General features: G+C 66.2%; 15 protein-coding genes, 1 tRNA gene and 3 pseudogenes. 5 read left to right on the top strand and 14 right to left on the bottom strand.

Annotated features, from left to right (window positions below):
- Positions 1-331 precede the first annotated feature (331 nt).
- Positions 332-420: transfer RNA gene (locus tag ACZ6MA_RS26720), tRNA-Ser, on the top strand.
- Positions 421-735: 315 nt separating this feature from the next.
- Here ACZ6MA_RS26720 and ACZ6MA_RS26715 read toward each other — a convergent pair.
- The 5 genes from ACZ6MA_RS26715 to ACZ6MA_RS26695 form a co-directional block, all read right to left on the bottom strand.
- Positions 736-2,376: a pyridoxal-dependent decarboxylase gene (locus ACZ6MA_RS26715; RefSeq protein WP_469436559.1), complete on the bottom strand. Its 1,641-nt coding sequence runs from the start codon at positions 2,374-2,376 to the stop codon at positions 736-738.
- Between the two features lie 150 nt (positions 2,377-2,526).
- Positions 2,527-3,504 carry a VlmB-like protein gene (locus ACZ6MA_RS26710; RefSeq protein WP_469436557.1) on the bottom strand — a complete coding sequence of 326 codons (978 nt, stop codon included), beginning with the start codon at positions 3,502-3,504 and terminating at the stop codon, positions 2,527-2,529.
- A gap of 49 nt (positions 3,505-3,553) precedes the next feature.
- A complete protein-coding gene (locus ACZ6MA_RS26705; protein ID WP_469436555.1) occupies positions 3,554-4,150 on the bottom strand; it encodes a flavin reductase family protein in 597 nt (198 codons plus the stop codon).
- A complete protein-coding gene (locus ACZ6MA_RS26700; RefSeq protein WP_469436554.1) occupies positions 4,147-4,638 on the bottom strand; it encodes a hypothetical protein in 492 nt (163 codons plus the stop codon). Before ACZ6MA_RS26700 ends, ACZ6MA_RS26705 begins: the two co-directional genes overlap by 4 nt.
- A gap of 41 nt (positions 4,639-4,679) precedes the next feature.
- Complete coding sequence (locus ACZ6MA_RS26695; protein WP_469436552.1) at positions 4,680-5,816, bottom strand: acyl-CoA dehydrogenase family protein; 1,137 nt, start codon at positions 5,814-5,816, stop codon at positions 4,680-4,682.
- A 317-nt stretch (positions 5,817-6,133) separates the two neighbouring features.
- Between ACZ6MA_RS26695 and ACZ6MA_RS26690 the strand changes: the two genes are divergently transcribed.
- On the top strand, positions 6,134-7,147 hold the full coding sequence (locus ACZ6MA_RS26690; protein ID WP_469436550.1) for a phosphatidylglycerol lysyltransferase domain-containing protein: 1,014 nt from the start codon (positions 6,134-6,136) through the stop codon (positions 7,145-7,147).
- A 49-nt stretch (positions 7,148-7,196) separates the two neighbouring features.
- Entirely contained in the window at positions 7,197-7,373 is a 177-nt protein-coding gene (locus ACZ6MA_RS26685; RefSeq protein WP_469436548.1) for an ABC transporter ATP-binding protein, read from the top strand.
- Positions 7,374-7,747: 374 nt separating this feature from the next.
- On the opposite strand, the gene ACZ6MA_RS26680 is transcribed toward ACZ6MA_RS26685, so the two are convergent.
- The gene (locus ACZ6MA_RS26680; RefSeq protein ID WP_469436547.1) at positions 7,748-8,608 is read right to left on the bottom strand and encodes an alpha/beta fold hydrolase; all 861 of its coding nucleotides are present in this window, start codon (positions 8,606-8,608) and stop codon (positions 7,748-7,750) included.
- A 242-nt stretch (positions 8,609-8,850) separates the two neighbouring features.
- On the opposite strand from ACZ6MA_RS26680, the pseudogene ACZ6MA_RS26675 reads away from it, so the two are divergent.
- Together ACZ6MA_RS26675 and ACZ6MA_RS26670 are read left to right on the top strand one after the other, a co-directional pair.
- Positions 8,851-9,402, top strand: a pseudogene (locus ACZ6MA_RS26675) (IS5 family transposase); the annotation flags it as partial.
- A 222-nt stretch (positions 9,403-9,624) separates the two neighbouring features.
- A pseudogene (locus tag ACZ6MA_RS26670) lies at positions 9,625-9,925 on the top strand (transposase); the annotation flags it as partial.
- A gap of 383 nt (positions 9,926-10,308) precedes the next feature.
- On the opposite strand, the gene serS reads toward ACZ6MA_RS26670, so the two are convergent.
- From serS to ACZ6MA_RS26630, 8 genes and pseudogenes are all read right to left on the bottom strand, one after another.
- Positions 10,309-11,598, bottom strand: coding sequence for a serine--tRNA ligase (serS, locus tag ACZ6MA_RS26665; RefSeq protein WP_469436545.1), 1,290 nt, complete (start codon positions 11,596-11,598; stop codon positions 10,309-10,311).
- A gap of 40 nt (positions 11,599-11,638) precedes the next feature.
- Entirely contained in the window at positions 11,639-13,147 is a 1,509-nt protein-coding gene (locus tag ACZ6MA_RS26660; RefSeq protein ID WP_469436543.1) for an MmgE/PrpD family protein, read from the bottom strand.
- 2 nt (positions 13,148-13,149) lie between these two features.
- Complete coding sequence (locus ACZ6MA_RS26655) at positions 13,150-14,121, bottom strand: diacylglycerol/lipid kinase family protein (protein ID WP_469436541.1); 972 nt, start codon at positions 14,119-14,121, stop codon at positions 13,150-13,152.
- Between the two features lie 62 nt (positions 14,122-14,183).
- Positions 14,184-14,272, bottom strand: a pseudogene (locus ACZ6MA_RS26650).
- 127 nt (positions 14,273-14,399) lie between these two features.
- A complete protein-coding gene (locus ACZ6MA_RS26645) occupies positions 14,400-15,533 on the bottom strand; it encodes a cytochrome P450 family protein (protein ID WP_469436540.1) in 1,134 nt (377 codons plus the stop codon).
- A gap of 56 nt (positions 15,534-15,589) precedes the next feature.
- Positions 15,590-16,804, bottom strand: a complete 1,215-nt coding sequence (locus ACZ6MA_RS26640) for an MAB_1171c family putative transporter (protein WP_469436539.1) — start codon at positions 16,802-16,804, stop codon at positions 15,590-15,592.
- Positions 16,797-17,294, bottom strand: coding sequence for a ParH-like protein (locus ACZ6MA_RS26635; RefSeq protein ID WP_356453606.1), 498 nt, complete (start codon positions 17,292-17,294; stop codon positions 16,797-16,799). Before ACZ6MA_RS26635 ends, ACZ6MA_RS26640 begins: the two co-directional genes overlap by 8 nt.
- Before the next feature lie 63 nt (positions 17,295-17,357).
- Positions 17,358-17,876: a helix-turn-helix domain-containing protein gene (locus tag ACZ6MA_RS26630; protein ID WP_469436538.1), complete on the bottom strand. Its 519-nt coding sequence runs from the start codon at positions 17,874-17,876 to the stop codon at positions 17,358-17,360.
- Between the last annotated feature and the right edge of the window lie 241 nt (positions 17,877-18,117).

Raw genomic sequence — 18,117 nt, 5'->3', positions numbered from 1 at the left:
GCACCTCCGTCATATGACCGACCGCCGGTCATCGACTGGATATTTGCATGGGCAGCACAGCCGGTCAAGCGGAATGCGACCGGAGGCGCTGGTTTCGATCACTGGGCGCCGCGCGGCCTGATAAATGCAGCAGTGCAGGTGGGGCGGCAAATCGCGGGTATCGGCACGAGGGCAGTTGCACACCACACGAGGGGCAGTTGCACACCAGTCGCATGTCAGCCGAAGGTCAGGGACTGGTCAGCGAGTGTTGGCATAGTGAGGCGTGCAGCCCGGCCGAAGCGAGTCGGCTGCGGTCGGCCAGGACGCCACTGACAGCGTCCGCGTTCGACAAGGAGAGGTACCCGAAGTGGCCCAACGGGGGCTTGAGGTACTGCCTCAGCCGGGCTCCGGCCCGCGCAGGTTCGAATCCTGCCCTCTCCGCCCACCTGCGAAGGCCCTTATTGGATGCCAGGGGTCAGCGAATTCCGCCTCGCTCAATCCGGTGTACGTCCATGGCAGCCGCCGCCACAGGAATGACTCGTGAGGCTCGCCTCACAGGATGCTCGGCTGAAGGTTCCTGCCAAGGCAGAGCCCGGCGTGCCGGTGCGCTCGTGAGGCGCTCTGTATGTCACCGGGCCCATGGTCAGTTGCCATCTTTCGAGCCGTGGTGTCCACAGTCGGGTATTCCGCCTTGGGCGGCTGACGCGTAGGCACAGCAGACGTTGCTGCTGTGCCTACGGCTGGCGGGGCGGCTGTTCAGAATGCTTCAGGCTGGCGGAGATCCTGTATCAGCGCGTCGATGAGCTCTTCGGTGACGTGGTTCATCGTGTAGAGGTGCACGTAGGGGCGCTCTGCTCCGTCGACGTTCAGGGTTTCGGACGAAAGCGAGTACTTACGAACAATTTCCGCGTTAGGTCGCCGGAAGCGCACGGTCAGGGCCTGCGGGCTGCGTGCCACCCACAGGTCGATCGCCAGTTCGTCCTGGAGGGCGACGAGGCGGTCGTGGACGTGTCCAGCCATCCGCTGGGCGTGCACGGCCCTCCGTATCTGGTCATCGTAGGAGTTTCTGGCCAGGTGGTCCCACAGGACCAGGGCGGACAGCCCGTTGCGGGACCCGGCGAATGTGGTGTCTGAGGCCCCGATGTACTCCGCTGCCCTGGGCGGGATCATCTGCAGGCCCGTGCGGGTCATGAACACTCCGCAAGGCCAGGGGGCACCCATCCACTTGTGAGCGCTCATGGTGAGGCTGTGGACCTCGGGCAGACGGAAGTCGAAGACCGGAGGAGCCTCTGCGATGACGTCCGCGTCGCGGGCCATCTCCAGGAACGGCGCGTAGCCAGCGCCCAGTGCGCCGTCGACGTGGATCCAGTAGCCAGGGCGGACATCGTAGGCGCTGTCCTCACCGCGACCGTGGTAGACGCGACGTTCATCCAGGCCGTACTCGGCACAGATCTCACGGACGGTGCGGGCAGCCGTGGCGACGTCGTCGTAGGCGCCCTTGAAAGTGGAGCCGTAGTTGAGGTTGACCAGGATCGGGTAGCCCTTGCTGGCGAAGAATCGGACCAGTACGGCGAGCTTGTCCACGTCGATGGCGCCAGTGCCGTTCATGCCACCGACCGATGGCACCTCGGTGGGCCAGGGAGTGCCAGGGGCGAGAGGGTTCTCGTCCGGGTAGCGAGTGCTACCCACGGCGTGGAAGGTGTCGATGCCCAAGACCCGCACGGCCTTGGTCAAGGAGTAGTGGGTGTCCTGGGAGAAGAACGCGACAGGGTGGTAGGCGTTGGGGCTCTGTCCCTCCTGGCGGACGGCCTGGCCGTAGACCACGCCGGACGGGGCTTGCGTGCCGGATTCGACCTCCCTCAGCAGCAACCTTCCGGCCAGGAAGTCGCGGGCGTTCCACAGACCGTACAGGTTGCCCTCACTCGATCCCATGGTCAGCAGGTAGCCCCAGTAGGAGTCGGGGTCGTCGTCGCGGTGGGGCCACTTGGCGTTCCATAAGGACGCGAAGTAGTCGAGGACGGCCCGCTCGAGGACCTTGGAGTTCGTGGTGAACGCCCCTGACTGGTAGGGGTCCCCCACGTTGTTGAGGTGGCGGTCGAGGTAGTGCCCGAGGCGTTCCTTGAGACTGAGGTCGTTGTTGATCTGGTAGCCGATGAAGCTCTCGGCCTGCTGGTCCACATAGTTGCGGAACAGGGACTCGGCCTGGGCGTACTGCTCGGCGTCCAGGCCGCTCGCCGGCAGCTGCACCTTGGCGTAGGGGACTTCGGGGACCTCGGGGTAGGAGTCCCGTGGGTCACCGGCCGGAGCGGATACCTGGGGGATCTTCTCAAGGACGCTGAGGTGGCTGAAGGTCTTTTGCCACGGGGTGTCCTCGGGGCCGTATGGGAGATCGGGCATGGGGGCGTTCACTGATGTCGTCACGGTGTTTGCCTTGTCTCTTCTGAGGTCTCGTCCCGTAATCACCGCGTGCGCCGACGCGCTGTCGGTAGTGCCGCCGGCCCGGTCCGCCTCGCTGTCAGACGAGGCGGACCGGGCAGGGCACCGGAGTCAGGTCAGTCGGAGGATCTCGATGGCTTCCTCGAGGCCCATGTAGACCAGGCGGGCTGCGGCCATTTCGTCCGTCCACCGCTCGGCGGTCGTGTAGCGCTCCTCTGCGGAGGTGTCCAGCAGACGGCGGCCGGGCCATACCTCGTAGTCGCCGATGAGGTCGGCGTGCTGGTGCATGCCCTCCTGGAAGAGGTGTTCGCGCTCCATGATGTACTTCTTGTCAGGAATTGTGTCCCACAGCTCTCGACCGCGGACGATGATGTCCATCAGCCTTGCCCGGTACTCCGGGTGGCGCTGCAGGTGATCGCGGACGATGGAGCTGCCCACTGTCAGGTGGCGGATCTCGTCGATCGCGGCTCCGCGGGCGATGGCACTGGCGGCCGGGTCGATGAGGTTCCACTTACGCTCGCTCAGCTCCGCCGCCGGCGCGAGCACACCTTCGATGATGATCGTGAAAACGGCTACGCCGCCGATGAAGTCCTTCTCATCACGCACCGCCTGCAGGGCGAACTCCAGGATCGGGTCGAGGACCTCGTGCTTGTAGTCCGCTGACAGCTTGGCGATGGTCTTGTGGAGTTCCTCCTTGGGGACTCCCATCTCGACCAGGTGGTTGCGGAACACCATTGAGTGCCGGGCTTCGTCCATGAGCTGAGTCGCGAAGAAGTCCATCTCCGGGAGCCCGGTGGCGTGAGCCACGTAGTACGCGAGGGCTCGGGTGCCTTCGGCTTCGGCGACCGAACGGCACCCCAGCTCCAGCATCTGGGCGGCCCGCAGAGGGCCGTCCTTGCGCATGTGCTCGGGTGTCACCTCGTCAGCGGTGTGGCCGTTCTCTGCACGGTCGCGCAGCGTGCCCTGAGCCACTGCCTGGAACCAGTACGCTAGATCGCACTGCTCCGCCGTCAGGTCGAGGTTCATGGCGCCGTCGAGGAGGGTGGGGGCCTGGTCCCAGTCGGCCTCGGTAGGGATCGAGAGGGTCATGAAGTGGTCTTCCTTTCAGGAAATGCGCAGGTGAAGTAGAGGGGCGGCCTTATTCCAGGCCCGCCGGGGGGCTGGGCACGCGCCACCCCTGGCGCCGGACCACATCACGGAACTCGACGTCGTGAAGATGACCGGCGAAATTGACCAGCGGACGCCCGGGGCCTGTACGGGCACTGACGACCGTGGCGATCAGGAGTGCGTCGGCGTCTCCGACCAGGACCTGGTCGGAGAGGCGGCAGGTGAGCCGTGCCAGACAATCCCGCAGGACGGGAACACCGGATTCCTCGTCCGTCTCCCACTTGACGTGATCGAACTGACGCAGCCCGGCCGGCCGCTGCGGGTTGGCGAACCAGTCAGCCAGCAAGGCCTGGCGGGACGAGAGGACGTTGACCTCGAACTGCCCGCTCCGCGAGATCAGCTGCGTCATGAATGACTCACGGCGCAGACTGATCGACATCATCAGCGGGCGCTGCGAGACCACGCAGGCGGTGCTCACCGTAGCTCCGTGCACCGTGCCCTCGTGGGCGGCGGTCAGGACCGCCACCCCAGTGGGTATCTGGCGTGAGACGCTTCGCAGCCGTTGTCCCTCGGTCTCGGTCGCATGGTCCTGCGGAATGGTCGCAGCAGTGACTTGTGTGCTGCTCATGGCCCCGTCCTCACGACGCTGGAAGCGGTGGTGGTGTGGGCCCGAGGCTTGGCGAACAGGTTCTGGGAGAGCTTGGCGAACTCTGCGTTCGCCACAGGCTCGAAGGACAGCGCGAAGGGCTTCATGAAGTTGCCGAAGACTCCGCGGTCCGCGCAGAGGTGGATCGGGATGACCAGCAGCGCCCATTCCCAGCCGCTGACCACGACCCACAGTCCGAGGACTGCCCCCTGGGTCAGCAGGCTGTGCATGGTGTTGTACAGCACGTAATAGGTCTTTGGGATCTGTTTGTCCGGGCTCTTCCGGTAGGCGATAGCCCCGGGGATGTAGCCGATGAGGTCGATGTAGACGAACAGAAGGATCGCCGGGAACCAGCGGACGTCGCCGATGTGGGCGATGAAGAACCCGAGGGACACGGCGAGGCCGGCAAGATACTCGGCCCGGTGGAGGCGAACGGTCGTCGGTGACTCGAAAGAATTAACTTGATCCATGGTGAGGCCACCCGTCGGTGCTTGTCGTCGCGTAGCGCGGTTCAGATCTGCAGCGGTCCGCCGTTGAAGTACTCGACCAGGTGGGGGGACGAACTGGTCCGGCCGGGCGGATGGAAGGCAAGGGGGTGAAGCGCCGACGAGAGGTAGGCGACGTCCAAGGACTTGATGAAGGCGATGCCTCCAAGAAGCTCGACCGCCTGGTCAGCGATGGCCGCCAGCGCCTTTTGCACAGCGAAGCGGGTGGTCAGGCATCCGGCGACCGCCTCCTCGCCGGCGAGACCATCGCGGATCGCACGGGCCAGGCCTTCCGTCAGGGAGACGGCCGACTCCAGTTGAATCCCGAGGGCCGCCCGGTCGGTGATGCTGCCACGACTGCGTTCCATGACCATCTCGGTCAGAGCACTCGCAGCGCCGACGTAGGCGGAGGTGATCAGCATCTCGAACCAGACGAACGCGGCCGTCTGCAGGTCATTGAGACGCTCAGGGTCATCTGCGGTGCCGCGGATGACCAGGTGCTCGGGCACGTGGACATCCTCCAGGCGGACCTCGTCGCTCTGCGAGGCCGCGAGAATGGGGCTCTCCCAGAACGGGTGTACCGAGATGCCCTTCGAGTCGGCGGGAATGAGCAGCACGGCCAGCGACGTAGCACCGTCGGTGCTGGGCAGGGTGACGCTCGCGGTCAGCAGGTTCATGGAGTGCGAGAGGCTGCAGGGCTTCTTCGATCCGTTGAGGACAAAACCGTCCTCGACGGCCGTAGCCGACACCGATGGGTTGAGGATGTCCTGCTGGGTGCGTCCCTCGGCCCAGCCGGAAGCGAGCAGCAGCCCCTCCGGCGCAATGCGGGACAGCAGTTCCACCTGTGACGGGCTCGGGGGTACGACCCGTTCGGCCAGGGCGAACAGCATGGCCGCCGTGAAGTTGTGCATCGTGGCGGCGGCCGCGAGGGAGGGTGAGTAGGCACCGAGCGCCCGGGTCACCCGGACGGCGTCCAGGGCGTCGGCCCCCAGCCCCCCGTAGGCTGCCGGCACCAGCAGCCCGGCCCCGCCCTGGGAGCGGAATATGTCGAGGATGGGGCTGCCGGCCGTCTCCCTTTCCAGCAAGGGGATTTCCGAGAGTCCCTTGAGTAGCCCGGGGTGGAGACGGTCGGTCGTCTCGCGTGCAAGATCGAGGGAGCGCATGCGCGGAATCCTCCAGCGTCAGATCGAAAGCCGGTCGTACGGATGGGACTCGTTCGCCCATTTCGCGGTGAGATCCTGACACGGGGATCTGACTACCGCCTGATGCCTTCCTGACACACCGCTGCCAAGCACTCTGGAAACCAAGGCCTGACATCTCGATGACGCCCCGCTGACGGCGTCCTGCCTGTGCCTCGATTGCTATTGATGAAGGCTCATCACAGGCCGCACTATGGTGCTGCGCCTGACCTCATGCCCCCACGGGCTCGCACCTCCGGCTCTCGGTAGCAGCGGGCTCCAGGAACGCAAGGAGAATTTTGATGAGTGTGCGCACCCAAGATGCGGTTGGCGAAGTATCAGTCGATTATGTCCTCGCCGCTATCCGCGAGTACTCGGCATCCGAGAATCCGAGCTCATTTCTTGCCGTTAATGAAGGGAACTCCTACTTCACCCTTCCTGGCCGCCCCGGCGTCGTCGTCTACCGGCCGGCAGGAAACCACCTGATCCAGTTCGGCGGGCCGTTCGCCCCAGACGAGTCGTACGAGGACCTTCTGCTGGGCTTCCGCGCTTTCGCTGGAAGCCAGGGCCGGGCCGTGAGCTCGATCCAACTGCAGGAGCGAGACGCTCGGATCTACGCGCGCCATGGCTTCACCGTCAATCAGGTGGGAGCCTCCTATGCCGTCGACTTGAGTGCCTTCACCCTGGCCGGATCCCGGTACATGCAGCTCCGCAACAAGATCTCGAGGGCACTTCGCAGCGGGCTGACCATCGTCGAAGCCGACTACGAGCAGTGGGCACAGGGCGTCCTCGAAATCGACCGCCTCTGGCTCCCGATCAAGGGCGAAAGCGCCCGTCCGCTGGAGTACCTGGTCGGTCAGACAGGCGGTGACATGCAAAAGCACCGTCGGCTCTTCGTCGGCCACATCGAAGGCGAGCTGATCGGGTACGTTTCCTATTCCCCCGTGTACGGCTCCAACCCGGGGTGGATGCACGACCTGAGCCGACGTCGCCCCGACAGCCCGGCCGGCGTGATGGAGGCGATCAACAAGGCCGCCATCGACGTCTTCCGCAGCGAGGAAGTGCCGTGGCTCCATTTTGGCTTCACTCCCTTCACCAGCATGAGCGATGACAGGGAGGTAGAGGGACACAGTCTTGGATTCAAGTGGCTCATGCACCACCTGTGGGAGAATCAGATAATTTACCCGTCTTCGACGCAGCTCGCCTATAAGGAGAAGTGGAACCAGAGCCTGGTGCTCACCGAATACGCTGCCTTCGACGGCAAGGCGAGCCTTGAGGGATTCGTCAATGTCTGGCGAGCCGCAAACGCGATGTAGCCAAACCCCGTGCGTGCAGACCCGGTATTCACCTGTAGAGGAGAGCAGAATGTCAGGCGAAAATATCGTAGTCCCGTCAGTGCTTGAATCCGCGCAGCAGCGTACGGCGGAGTTGTTCATCCAGCTGTGTGGTGACCCTGACAGCAAGACGGTTGCGGCCGCCGCAGACGAGGCGCTGCACAAGCTGGACGACCTGCTGGCCGCCACTACCGGACGTGCCGTGTAGGACCGTGGTCTCACGGTGGGGCTGGCCCTGGAAAGCCTTCCGGTTGCTGGGTAACACTCGTGAGGAAGGTAGGGATTTCGGCGGCGGGGTTACGCATCTCCTTGCTGGCCGTGTGCACGGCGGTGGTCTCGAAATGCCATGCCTTGGACGGTGGCCGGTCATGGATGCCTGCGTCAGGTGGACGTAGCCGCCGGGGCTGTGCTCTGCGGAGAGGGTCAGATCGTGCTCGAAGAGCACCAGATACACGCTCCTTCCCAGCCCCGGAAGTCCTCGGCCACTCAGGAGAGCTAGGGCGCTTCGTTTAGATCACTGGGCAGACCACGGGAGAGTGCTTGGGGACACGTTCGTCGCTGGTGCCACGACGTGATGTTGCGTCACACCGGCGGGAGAGCTGGGTCCCAGGCGGCCCGAGCACCAGCGGTGTCCGCCTGGTGCCGGTCCACGAACTCGGTCAGGGTACGGGCGAATACTTCGGGCAGCTCGAAGGGCAGTGCATGCCCGCTGTCCAGCACCAGGTAGCGGGCACCGGCGATTGCGTTGGCCAACTCTTTTTGGTGGTGTGGAGGGACGATCAGGTCCTGGGACCCGGACACGACCAGGGTGGGCGCGTTGATCCGGGCCAGCGCCGCGGTGATGTCCACCCGTGTGTTCAACGCGGCTTGACGGGCCATGCCTTCCGCGTCGAACAGTTCATTGAAGCCGGCTACGCCCTGCTCGAAGTCCTCGATCCGGCGCCTGGTGAGCGTCCCGGCGCCGATCGCGGTGACCTGCAACACCCGCGAGAGCAGGTCCTTGTCCGCGCGTAGCAGCCGCTGCCACAGGTCGAACTGGAACTGCTGCCACGGGTCGGTCACCGCCCAGCCCGCATGCAGGAAGAGGGAACGCACCCGTTGGGGGCTCTCTCCGGCGACAGCGGCTGCGACCGTTGCCCCCAGGGAGTGCCCAGCCAGGTGGAAGGTGTCCAGGCCCGCCGCGTCCACGGCGCCCAGCACCTGGGCGACCAGGTCGTCGACGGTCAGCGGTGAGCCGGTGTCGGTGGTGGCGCCCGAGCCGGACAAGGTCGGGGCAACGATGGTGTAGCGGTTCTGGAGGGCATCGATCACCGGGCCCCAGTTGCCCTCGGGTGTGGCGCCGGTCCCGTGCACCAGCACAAGGGCAGGGCCCGAGCCGACGACCAGACAGTCGACGGCACTGTCACCACCGGAGGTTGGGACATGAACGGTCTTGTACGGCATGGCGGTTGAGCCTTTCAGTCGCGGGCGGTCGAGACGCTGAAGACCCGGGTGTCGGCGATTCAGGCTCGGCCAGCCGGGGCGCAGAGGAAAACTGGCCGGTTGCCTGACCCCTCGCGCCGAGCGGGGACAGGGAGCAATTGATGCATGCGCTCTTTGCGGGCGATTGCAATAGTTGCAGACGCTTGCTATTTGCACAATGGGATAGATAAATTCGATTGGATCAGCCAGTCGTTGGTCTGGGTATGCCGTTGGCTGATGCGCAGTGGGCGCGGATCGAGCCGTTCCTTCCGGACCGGAGGGAAGCGGGGTGGCCGGTGGCGTGACCACCGGGAGGTGATCGATGCGATCGCCTGGACCGGATCGCAGTGGGTTCACCTACCGGAGAGGTATGGCAACTGGAGGGGCGTCTACGACCGGCTGCGGATGTGGGCCGTTGACGGCACGTGGGGGCGGGTTTTCCGCACTGATGGCCCAGGCCGACGCCGACAAGGACCTGAAGTGGGCTGTGGCGGTGGACTCCACGATCGTGCGAGCTCACCAGCACGCCGCCGGGGCCCGCAGATAAAGGGGCCCTGGTCGGCGAGCCGGACGACCACGCCATCAGCCGGTCCCGCGGCGGACTGACCACGAAGATCCATCTCGCAGCCGCCGGTGACTGCCGACCGCTGGCCTTCGTCCTGACCGCCGGACAGGCCGGGGACGCACCCGCTTTCGCGGACGGGATGGCCCATGTGCGCCTTCCCCACCGCCGCGGACGTCCTCGCACCAGGCCGGGCATCGTCCTGGCCGACAGGACAGCAAACCGCCTGGTGGCCGCAGATGTCCCCGCCCGCAGCAACAGGACCGCTTCCACGCCCATACAGACAGAACCGCACCTGGTTCCGAGCACTCACGCCCAAACTGCTGGGCGCGAGCCAGCCTCGTCTTGTCAACAGGGCTCTCGGGCCCGGGCACGCTCAAAGGCACGGCTCGCGCCCGGAGAACGGCAGCTACCGCCGACGTTCGCTTCCCATTAGGCGCACTCCTCACCCGCGATCCGCGAGCACCTACGCAGGCGCGGGATCCGAGCGGTCGTCCCTGTCCCCGCTGATCAGCGGGGACACCCTGCGCGTCGGGGGCAGTCGCGGCGGCAGACCATTCGCCTTCGACCGCAAGGTCTACAAGCAGCGCAACACCGTCGAGAGGCCCATCAATCGCCTCAAGCAGTGGTGCGGCATCGCCACCCGCTACGAGAAGACCGCACCTATCTACCTGACCGGACTGCACGTCGCAGGCATCTCCTCTGGTCTACCCGGTGATCCAAACGAAACTGCCTAGCCGTCGAGGCCGTCGCCGCCCCGGTTTCGCACCAACGTCACGTCGTTCACCCATTGCCCACGGGCCTTCACGAGGAAGTCGAGCCTTGGGTGACTCCCGAACGGCCGTGCCGACTCGAAGAACAGCCGGTGGACGGGCCCCAGCCCAGGGTTTCCGACCCGGCCCCGCGGGACCGCCGGCGTCGCCATAGTCGATCACCCAAACAGACTGGAAGGCTATGCGATGAACGGGGCCTTCTGCGGCCGACATCGTCACGGCGGTGAGGCCCGCGTGCAGGCTGCCCATGAGTTCCGCCGTCGGCACAACATGTCGCAGGCCCGGAGACGTGTGGGGGGGGCTACCGCCAGATGGCGGCAGCCCCCCCACACGTTTATATGACCTGGTCAGTCGCAACGACCGTCAGGTCCGATCCTGCTGAAGCCGGTGTAGGGCACCAGGGCTGGGGGAACAGCGATCGATCCGTCGCCCTGTTGGTACTGCTCGAGGATCGCCACCACGGTCCGGCCAATGGGTAGCCCTGAGCCGTTGAGGGTGGACAGGTACTCCCTCTTGGGCCCGCGGCGTACCTGGATGCCGGCCCGGCGGGCCTGGAACGGGCCGCAATCCGAGACCGAGGAGATTTCGCGGAAGGTATCCTGGCTCGGCAGCCACACCTCGAGATCGAATGTTCGGCGAGCCGAGAACCCGAGGTCACCGGCGCGCAAATCGATGACGCGGTAATGCAGCCCCAGGCGTTTGAGGCATTCCTCCGCATGGGCGAGCAGCAGCTGGAGCTGGTCGGCTGCGTCTTCTGATGTGCACAGCCGCACGAGTTCTACCTTGGCGAACTGGTGGAGCCGGATGAGCCCACGAGTGTCCCGCCCGTACGAGCCCGCTTCCGAGCGGAAGCACGCGGTGTGAGCGGTCAGTGCCAGAGGCAGGTCCGCGACCGGGAGGGTCTCATCTCGGTAGAGGTTGACCAGCGGGACTTCGGCCGTCGGGATCAGGTAGAGATCGCGGTCCTCGGCCACCTGCGTCTTGAAGAGATCGTCCTCGAACTTCGGCAGCTGGCCCGTGCCGGTCATGGTCTCCCGGGTCACCAGGTGCGGGACGCTGTACTCCCGATAGCCGTGCTCCTTGGTGTGCAGGTCGAGAAGGAAGTTGGCCAGAGCTCTTTCGAGGAGCGCCCCGGCCTGCACGGCGACCGCGAAACGCGCTCCGGAGAGCTTGCCGGCCCGCCCGAGGTCGAGGATCCCTGTGGCGGTTCCCAGGTCCACATGATCCCGGGGAGGGAAGTCGAGCTGTGGGGGCCGTCCCCAGCGCCGGACCTCGACTGCGGGGTCCTCCGGGCCGCCATTGGGCGCCTCGTCCAGCGGTAAATTCGGGATAGTGAGCAGCAGGTCCTTGAGCTCGGCGTCCAGCGTTCGCTGGCTGTCCTCGGCTTTGCGGATGCGTTCCTTCAGCTCCCGGGCCGCTTCGACTCCGGCACGGCGGTCCTCCTCGCTGGTCTCACTTCTGCGCAGTCGTCGCGAGATGGTGTTGAGGTCTGCGCGCAGGTCGTCCCGGGCGGCGATTGCCTCCGCACGCCCGCGGACGAGGGCGCGGAGGGCAGCGTGGTCGAGGATGTAGCCTCGGCGCGCCAAGCGCTGTTCTGCTGCGCCATCAGGCGACAAGAGGGCGTGCGGATCATGCACGTCGTAATACCTCCTTGGACGGGCGGACAGCGTCGTGTCCCTAGATGGCCAGGGCTTTCTCGAGCAGGGGAACGAGGTCATCCGGCCCGAGCTTCGTGAGAGCGGACCACGCTTCGGCGATGTCTTCCGGTCCGTCGGCGGCCAGGAATTTGTCCGTCACCAAAGCGCGGTGTTGGACACGCAGAGTGGGGCCGATACCGCCGTGGGGGATGGAGAGCTCCCGGGCGTAGCAACGGCCGTCGCGCATCTGCACCGTGACACGGGCGGGCGTCGGTTTGACGGCTTGGGTGAAGTCCTTGAGGGGCGGGCCCACCTCGCCGGCCAGGTCCGGCATGCCGTCGCCGCCGAAATCCCGTAGCCACTGGGTGCTGCGGTCTCCCGCCTGGCGGATGGCCTCGCCCATCGGCGCGTCCCCCGTCATCAGTGCCTTGGTCATGGCCTCGTTGTGAACCAGCCGGACCTTCGAGGCCAGCGCCCACCTCTCGGTTTGGTCAACGGCTGGGGGGTAGAAGTCCTCGATGCCCAGGTGGCCGGTCAGCAGTGCCGTCGCCACTGGGTAGGGGGTGGTGAGCACCATGGCGCCGATGGGCGTGCGGGGGCCGTCGAGGTAGGGCTGCGCCTTGCGTGCCGCGAAGAGGGTGTAAAGGGATCCTTCGACGATGATCTCCTGCACGTCGTCGGTGCTCCACTGCCCCATCAGGGAGTGCAGCTCGGCCGCGCAGTCGATGGCCGCGTCGATGCCGGGCCCGCCCGGGTGGAGCTTGAAGGAGAGTGTCTCTGTATGCCAGCGTCGGCCTAGGCCGGCGGTGACCGCCTCGGGCAGCGGCACTGTCGCGAATCGGGCGAGGAAGCCGTCCGGGTGTTCGACGATGTCGGTGGCGCCTTGGAGACCACTGGCTGCCGCGTCACAGGCGTCCATGGCCATGCGCACGGCCACGGGGACGTGCAGGAGGCGGGCGTCGCTGATGATGAAGCCGTGCATCAGCGTCCAGGGGGGCGTGCTCAGGGCCAGGGCCAGGGCGTTGCGCCACTGGTGTGGGGACGCCTTTTCGCTGGCCAGACGCCCGGCGACCGCGCCGACCAGGTGTGTGTGCAGGGCGGTCTGTCCCCGGAACGGTCCGAGTGTGGCGGATGCGGTGATGCGGGCCGCGCACTCGTTGGCCACGATCACCGAGAGCAGGAGGTCTTCCCCGGTCAGCCGCAGGGCATGGGCGAACGCGAGAGGAACTGCCACCGTCGACGGGCCCAGATGGCCCGCGTAGGCGGTGTCGTCGAGGTTCAACCAGGCGCCGGCGCCGGCCAGTACCCGGGCGGATTGGGCTGTGTCCGGTTGGAATGGGGCGCCGAGGGCGTTGGCGAGGCGTTTGCCTTCGCTCTGCTGGAGGCCCACGCGGATGGCCGCCATCTGGGACAGGATGTGGCTCGCCGCGAATTCCACGACTCGTTCGGGCACCTCGTGCAGTTGCAGGGTGCTGGCCCAGTCCGCCAGCTCCTCCAGCACGGTCCGCTGGTCGGGGCGGGAGTTGGGGCTGGCCGGTGTCTGGTCCATGATCATGCCTCTGTCGGGTGGGGGGTTACGAACACGGGGAGCACCTGTGGCAGGACGTCGATCGTGATGGACGTGGCGTCGCCGGGTAGCACTTCGCCGTCGTGCTCGAAGCGCAGAGGTTCGCCGTCGGTACGTTCGACGGTGATGCTTTTGCCCCGCCGGTAGGTGACGTGCTCGGATGCCACGTGGGCACCGCCTTGGCGCATGAGGTCGAGGGCGGTCTGCGCCGGGATGCCGGCTCCGATCACGCAGACATCGAGCAGTCCGTCGTCCGGCGCGGAGAACGGCATGGTCTCGTAGACGCCGGCGCGGTAGCGTCCGCCGCCGACGTTGACGAGGACGGTGTCTCCGGCGTGCACGGGGCAGCCGTCGACGAGGACCCGTCCCGGGTAGGGGGAAAAGCGGGTGAGGACTGATTGGATCGCGGCCTGGTAGCGGGCCCTGCCGGCGACGGGGATGGTCAGGGCCTCGGCTGTGGCTTCGGCGAACAGTCCTGTGCTCGCGCCGAGAACGACGAGGCGGGAGGTGCCTGCGATCTTCGCGAGGTCGTAGGTGCGCAGCTCGCGGCCTTCGCCGGTGAGACTGGCGGTGAGGGCTGTCTGCCAGGGCACGTCCTGCCAGAAGTGCCGGTAGTTCGAATTGCCTGTGCCGCCGGGCAGCACGAGCAGGGCGGGCGGCTGAGCGCCGCTGTCGCTGGCCTCGAGCAGCCCGGTTACGACTTCGCGGACGGTGCCGTCGCCGCCTATGGAGACGATTGTGGTGGGGCGCTGTTCTGTCTCGTCCAGTGCGCATTGGCGTGCCAGCTGCGTCGCATGACCGCGGTTCTCGGTCCAGAGCACTTGCACGTGGCCGGCGTGGGAGCTGCACATGCTCTCGACCTCCGAGACGAGGTCGCTGCTGGTGGATCCGGCTCTCGGGTTGGCAATCACAGTTACCCGGCGGTCTTCTTTGGCCATGATGCCGCTGTCGGTCAAGGAACCTTCTCCTGCCTCGCGCAGACGGATTTCGAAGAAGAGCAGGAGGGGCCCTGCAGGGGCGGAGAGGGCAGGATTCGAACCTGCGTGGGCTTTCACCCGGCTAGGCGCGGTCGCCTGGCCCCCGTTGGGCCACTTCGGGTACCTCTCCAGAAGCGCCTGCCCTGGGGACCTCCGGGGCCCGGGGCAGGCACCGCTGGGTTGAACTGTGCCCGAGGCCTCTGACTGGCCCCTGACAGCCACCTGACTGCCAGGGCAGGCTCATCCCGAAAAGGGCGTCAGCGGTGGCCGACGGTGATCGGCAACTGCTGGAGGGCGTGGGACCTGAAGGACTTCCGCCACTGGAGGGCGCCCTCGGGAACTGCGAGGTCGATGCGGGAGAAACGTTGCAGCAGGGTTGCCAGCGCGATCTGTACTTCCATCCGCGCCAGTGGTGCCCCGAGGCAGTAGTGGATGCCGTAGCCCAGGGCAAGGTGTGCGTTGTCCGGGCGCCGGATGTCGAACTCATCGGGGTCGCTGAACCGTGCGGGGTCGCGGTTGGCCGAGCTCAGGGCGAGCATCACGGTGTCGCCGGCAGGGATCGTGACACCGCCGATGACCACGTCCTCGGTCGGGAAGCGCCGGATGGCCAGCTGATTGGCGTGGGTGAAGCGCAGGATCTCTTCCACCGCGGCCGGCAGGCACCCGGGATCGGCGCGCACGGTGGCGAGCTGTTCGGGATGACGGAGCAGGGCCAGCAGCCCGCTGCTGATGAGGTGCTGGGTGTTCTCGCTTCCGGTCCACAGGAGCAAGAAAGCGAGGGAAAGGAGCTCGTTCTCGGTGAGCCGGTCCCCCTGGTCGCGCGCTGCGATCAACCGGGAGAGAAGGTCATCCCCCGGGGTGACGCGACGCAGGGCGATCAGGTCCAGGAGGTAGCCATGGATGTGCTCGACGGCTTCGGCGACCTGGCCGGGGTATTCCGGGGCCAGCATGGCGCCGGCCCACCGGGAGAACGGTCGGCGGATTTCGTCAGGGACGCCGAGGAGGTCGCCGATGATGACCAGGGGCAGCGGGTTGGCATAGTCGGCGACGAGGTCTGCTTCGCCACGTTCTGCGATGGTGTCGGCCAGCTGCTCGGCGACGGCGTGGACACGGTCCTTCATGCTCTCGACGTGCCGCGGCGTGAAGGTCTTGGCCACTAGACGGCGCAGCCGCAAATGGTCGGGGCCATCCATGTTGAGGAGGTTGGTGTCCAGAGCCGGCGGCAGTGTGAATCCTTTGTAGCCGGTACCCGAGTGCGCCTTGTCCACGGTCAAGCGGCGGTCGTTCAGAGCGGTACGCACGTCGGCTTCCCGGGTGACGAGCCAGATGGGAGATCCGTCGGGGGTTGTCACCCGGTGCACGGGGCCGCTTTCGCGCAGGCGGGCGTGCATGGGGTACGGATCTGTGAATGATGCTGCGTCGAACGGCATGGGAAGTGTCTTGTCCGTCATGAGGATTCCTGGGTGGGTGCAGTGATGGTCATGGCCGGGAGGCCCGCAGTGGCGTGGTTGGGGATCTCGCGGAAGGCGCGGGCGAGTTTGCGCTGGAAGGCCAGCTCTGCGGCAAGGTCCGGAGGATCTGCCGCCCGCGGTGAGGCAACGTGTTCAGTGGGTCTTTCATCGTGGGCTTTTGCCTGTAGTGCGGAGGCAAGCTGAGCTGCTTCGATCACGGCGGCGAGATCGGTTTCGGACAGGCCTGTCGTCGGCGGGTCGCGCCGGGCACGTTCGGCTACGGAGGGGTCCATCCAGACGCGAAGAGCCCATTGCGCGTCTCGGATCTCGACGATGAGGCGGTAGAGACGGGTCCGCAGGTCGGTGCCGCGTTCCAGGTGGAGTACGGGGGCAGGTACCTGGGCGGTGACGGCGCGGTGCAGTGGCCTCAGTTCCCAGTAGGCGCGTTGGAATTCGATGCGCTGCCATATCCGGCTGAGGTGAGGGCCCCAGTCGGGGAGGGTCCACCCTGTCACCCGGATGACCGCTGAAATGGCGACGGCGATGGGAGCGACCGGCTCCCATGCTTGCCCGTTGCTGCCCAGCTGGCCGGCGACGATGTCGGCGATGCGGCAGAGGGCGTAGATGAGACCGAATGGGACGGCCAGGGAAATCATGAGCAAGCCGCGCCGCAGCCAGGGGGTGGGGGCGACCTTCGCGTGCTGCCATCCGAGGAAGAGCATGTCGATCTGGTTCGCGCCGTAGCCGAGCAGATAGACGCTCAGGTAGGCGGGATAGTACTGGGCGTGTGTGACGGCGAAGTTGGCCGACTGCTCCCCCACACCGCTGGCTAGCGAGAACAGGGCCACCATCGCTACCAGGATCACCGCGATGGCGCTGAGTCGTGGCACCGCCTTGCGCCAGGCGATGCTCGGCTCGTGGGACAGGTGCAGCAGTACGAGCTGCTGGCAGGCCACCTGCAGGATGACGCAACTCTGAGTGAACAGCCCGGAGAAGTTGACGATGCCCACGGCGTGACTCGTCGCTGTCCATACCACCGGGGTGGAGACGGTGTACGTGAGGACCAGAAAGAAGAAATTTCCGACCAAGGCGACCTGAACGACGGATCGGTCAGTGAGCAGGATCCGTAACTTGTATAAGAGAGCCAGAAAGGCGATGACGGCACACAGCGGATATAAGCTGCCGTTCAGGTTCTGCTGAAAATTATTCATTTCTCCCTCGATCCGGTCTTTCCAGCGCGGAGAGACGCGCAGCTAATTCCTGTGCTTCCGGGGGCACCATGGGAATCTGCTCCACGTTCCACGCGCCGATCCTGCGGCCGATGAGCGAACCGACCAGCTCGGCTTCGATCTCGGCTTCGGAGTGAGAGTGCTCGCGTCCCAGGACCCGGCGGATGAAGTCCGGGTCCAGCGAAGGCAGCAGCAGCTGGGAGACCTCTGCGGTCATCACCGGGGCTGAGCGGTGGCCGCAGAGCAGGTGTCCGATCTCATGCAGGACCACCTGATGCTGGTGGACGGGCGCCAGGAGCTGCTCGTAGACGATGAAGTCGGCGTCGTCGAGGGACACCCACAGGCCGTCGGGGCTCCCGGGCGGCAGTCCGAGCGGAAGGAGATGAATGGGGCGTCCGGTCATCTGGCTGATGCGCGCGCAGAGTGCCTGCACAGAGACCTTGTCGTGCTCAGGCAGTTCCAGCGAACTCACGAGCTGCTCACACCGCTGCTGGAGCCTTCTGCTGTCGGCTCGACGCCACCACACTGTAGGAAGCTACTTGTTCCGGGCGCCGGGATCCGGGTGGCCGTTGGCGGGGTCCGGCAGGTTCTGCAGGGTGTTGCCCGCCGCCTGCGCGGCGGCGATGATGCCCTTGACCAGTTCCGACAATTCGGAGACCGAGGCGTTCGCCGCACCCGGCACTGCCGCGGAGCGCAGCGCCACGGTGTGCACCGTCTGCTGCCTCAGCGCCCTGACCGTCTCCAGCTCCGCGTTGACCTCGCGGAAGACCTGCTCGTCGAGGAAGTAGGCCGGGCGGCGGATGCCGAGGCTCTGGGCTACCTTCATCAGGGTCTCGATAGTCAGGTTCGTTCCGTCGGCTGACTCCGCCGACGCCAGGGTGCGCTTGGACACCCCTGCGCGTTCGGCGAGTTTGGCCAGGCTGAAGGGGCCCTCTGGATGGCTGTGGCGGATGTACCGGAGCCGCAGGGCGATCGTGGACTTCGCCAGGTGGGCCATGTCCTCGGCGGGGTGGTCCGACGGTCCCGGGGATGCTCCCTGCTGATTCCCTGACACTTCATCACCACCCGCCTTTCCATTGCAACATAATGCACCGATTGCGCAGCATGTTGCAACGTTGCACGCTCGGGCTCTATGGTCCTCGTGGCGGGGGAAGCAACCTCAACGGGGGGCTACTACAACATGCTGAACAGGCATCGGCATCAGGGCGAGAAGACCGCTACCGGGGGCGGACCACCCCGAGGCGCACGGCCCAAAACGCGTCACCCCATAGCGCTGTGTATGAGCACGTGACGCT

This window comes from Streptomyces sp. NPDC042259, assembly GCF_055582085.1.
Note: the sequence above shows the minus strand (reverse complement) of the source record. Positions and strands in the feature narration are given on the sequence as shown.

Excerpts from the sequence above, each read along its gene's own strand:
- ACZ6MA_RS26660 (WP_469436543.1), bottom strand. The coding sequence starts at position 13,147 with ATGGACCAGACACCGGCCAGCCCCAACTCCCGCCCCGACCAGCGGACC.
- ACZ6MA_RS26680 (WP_469436547.1), bottom strand. The coding sequence starts at position 8,608 with ATGCCGTACAAGACCGTTCATGTCCCAACCTCCGGTGGTGACAGTGCC.
- ACZ6MA_RS26710 (WP_469436557.1), bottom strand. The coding sequence starts at position 3,504 with ATGACCCTCTCGATCCCTACCGAGGCCGACTGGGACCAGGCCCCCACC.
- ACZ6MA_RS26695 (WP_469436552.1), bottom strand. The coding sequence starts at position 5,816 with ATGCGCTCCCTCGATCTTGCACGCGAGACGACCGACCGTCTCCACCCC.
- ACZ6MA_RS26685 (WP_469436548.1), top strand. The coding sequence starts at position 7,197 with ATGTCAGGCGAAAATATCGTAGTCCCGTCAGTGCTTGAATCCGCGCAG.
- ACZ6MA_RS26690 (WP_469436550.1), top strand. The coding sequence starts at position 6,134 with ATGAGTGTGCGCACCCAAGATGCGGTTGGCGAAGTATCAGTCGATTAT.
- ACZ6MA_RS26640 (WP_469436539.1), bottom strand. The coding sequence starts at position 16,804 with ATGAATAATTTTCAGCAGAACCTGAACGGCAGCTTATATCCGCTGTGT.
- ACZ6MA_RS26715 (WP_469436559.1), bottom strand. The coding sequence starts at position 2,376 with ATGCCCGATCTCCCATACGGCCCCGAGGACACCCCGTGGCAAAAGACC.
- ACZ6MA_RS26705 (WP_469436555.1), bottom strand. The coding sequence starts at position 4,150 with ATGAGCAGCACACAAGTCACTGCTGCGACCATTCCGCAGGACCATGCG.
- ACZ6MA_RS26700 (WP_469436554.1), bottom strand. The coding sequence starts at position 4,638 with ATGGATCAAGTTAATTCTTTCGAGTCACCGACGACCGTTCGCCTCCAC.
- ACZ6MA_RS26645 (WP_469436540.1), bottom strand. The coding sequence starts at position 15,533 with ATGCACGCCCGCCTGCGCGAAAGCGGCCCCGTGCACCGGGTGACAACC.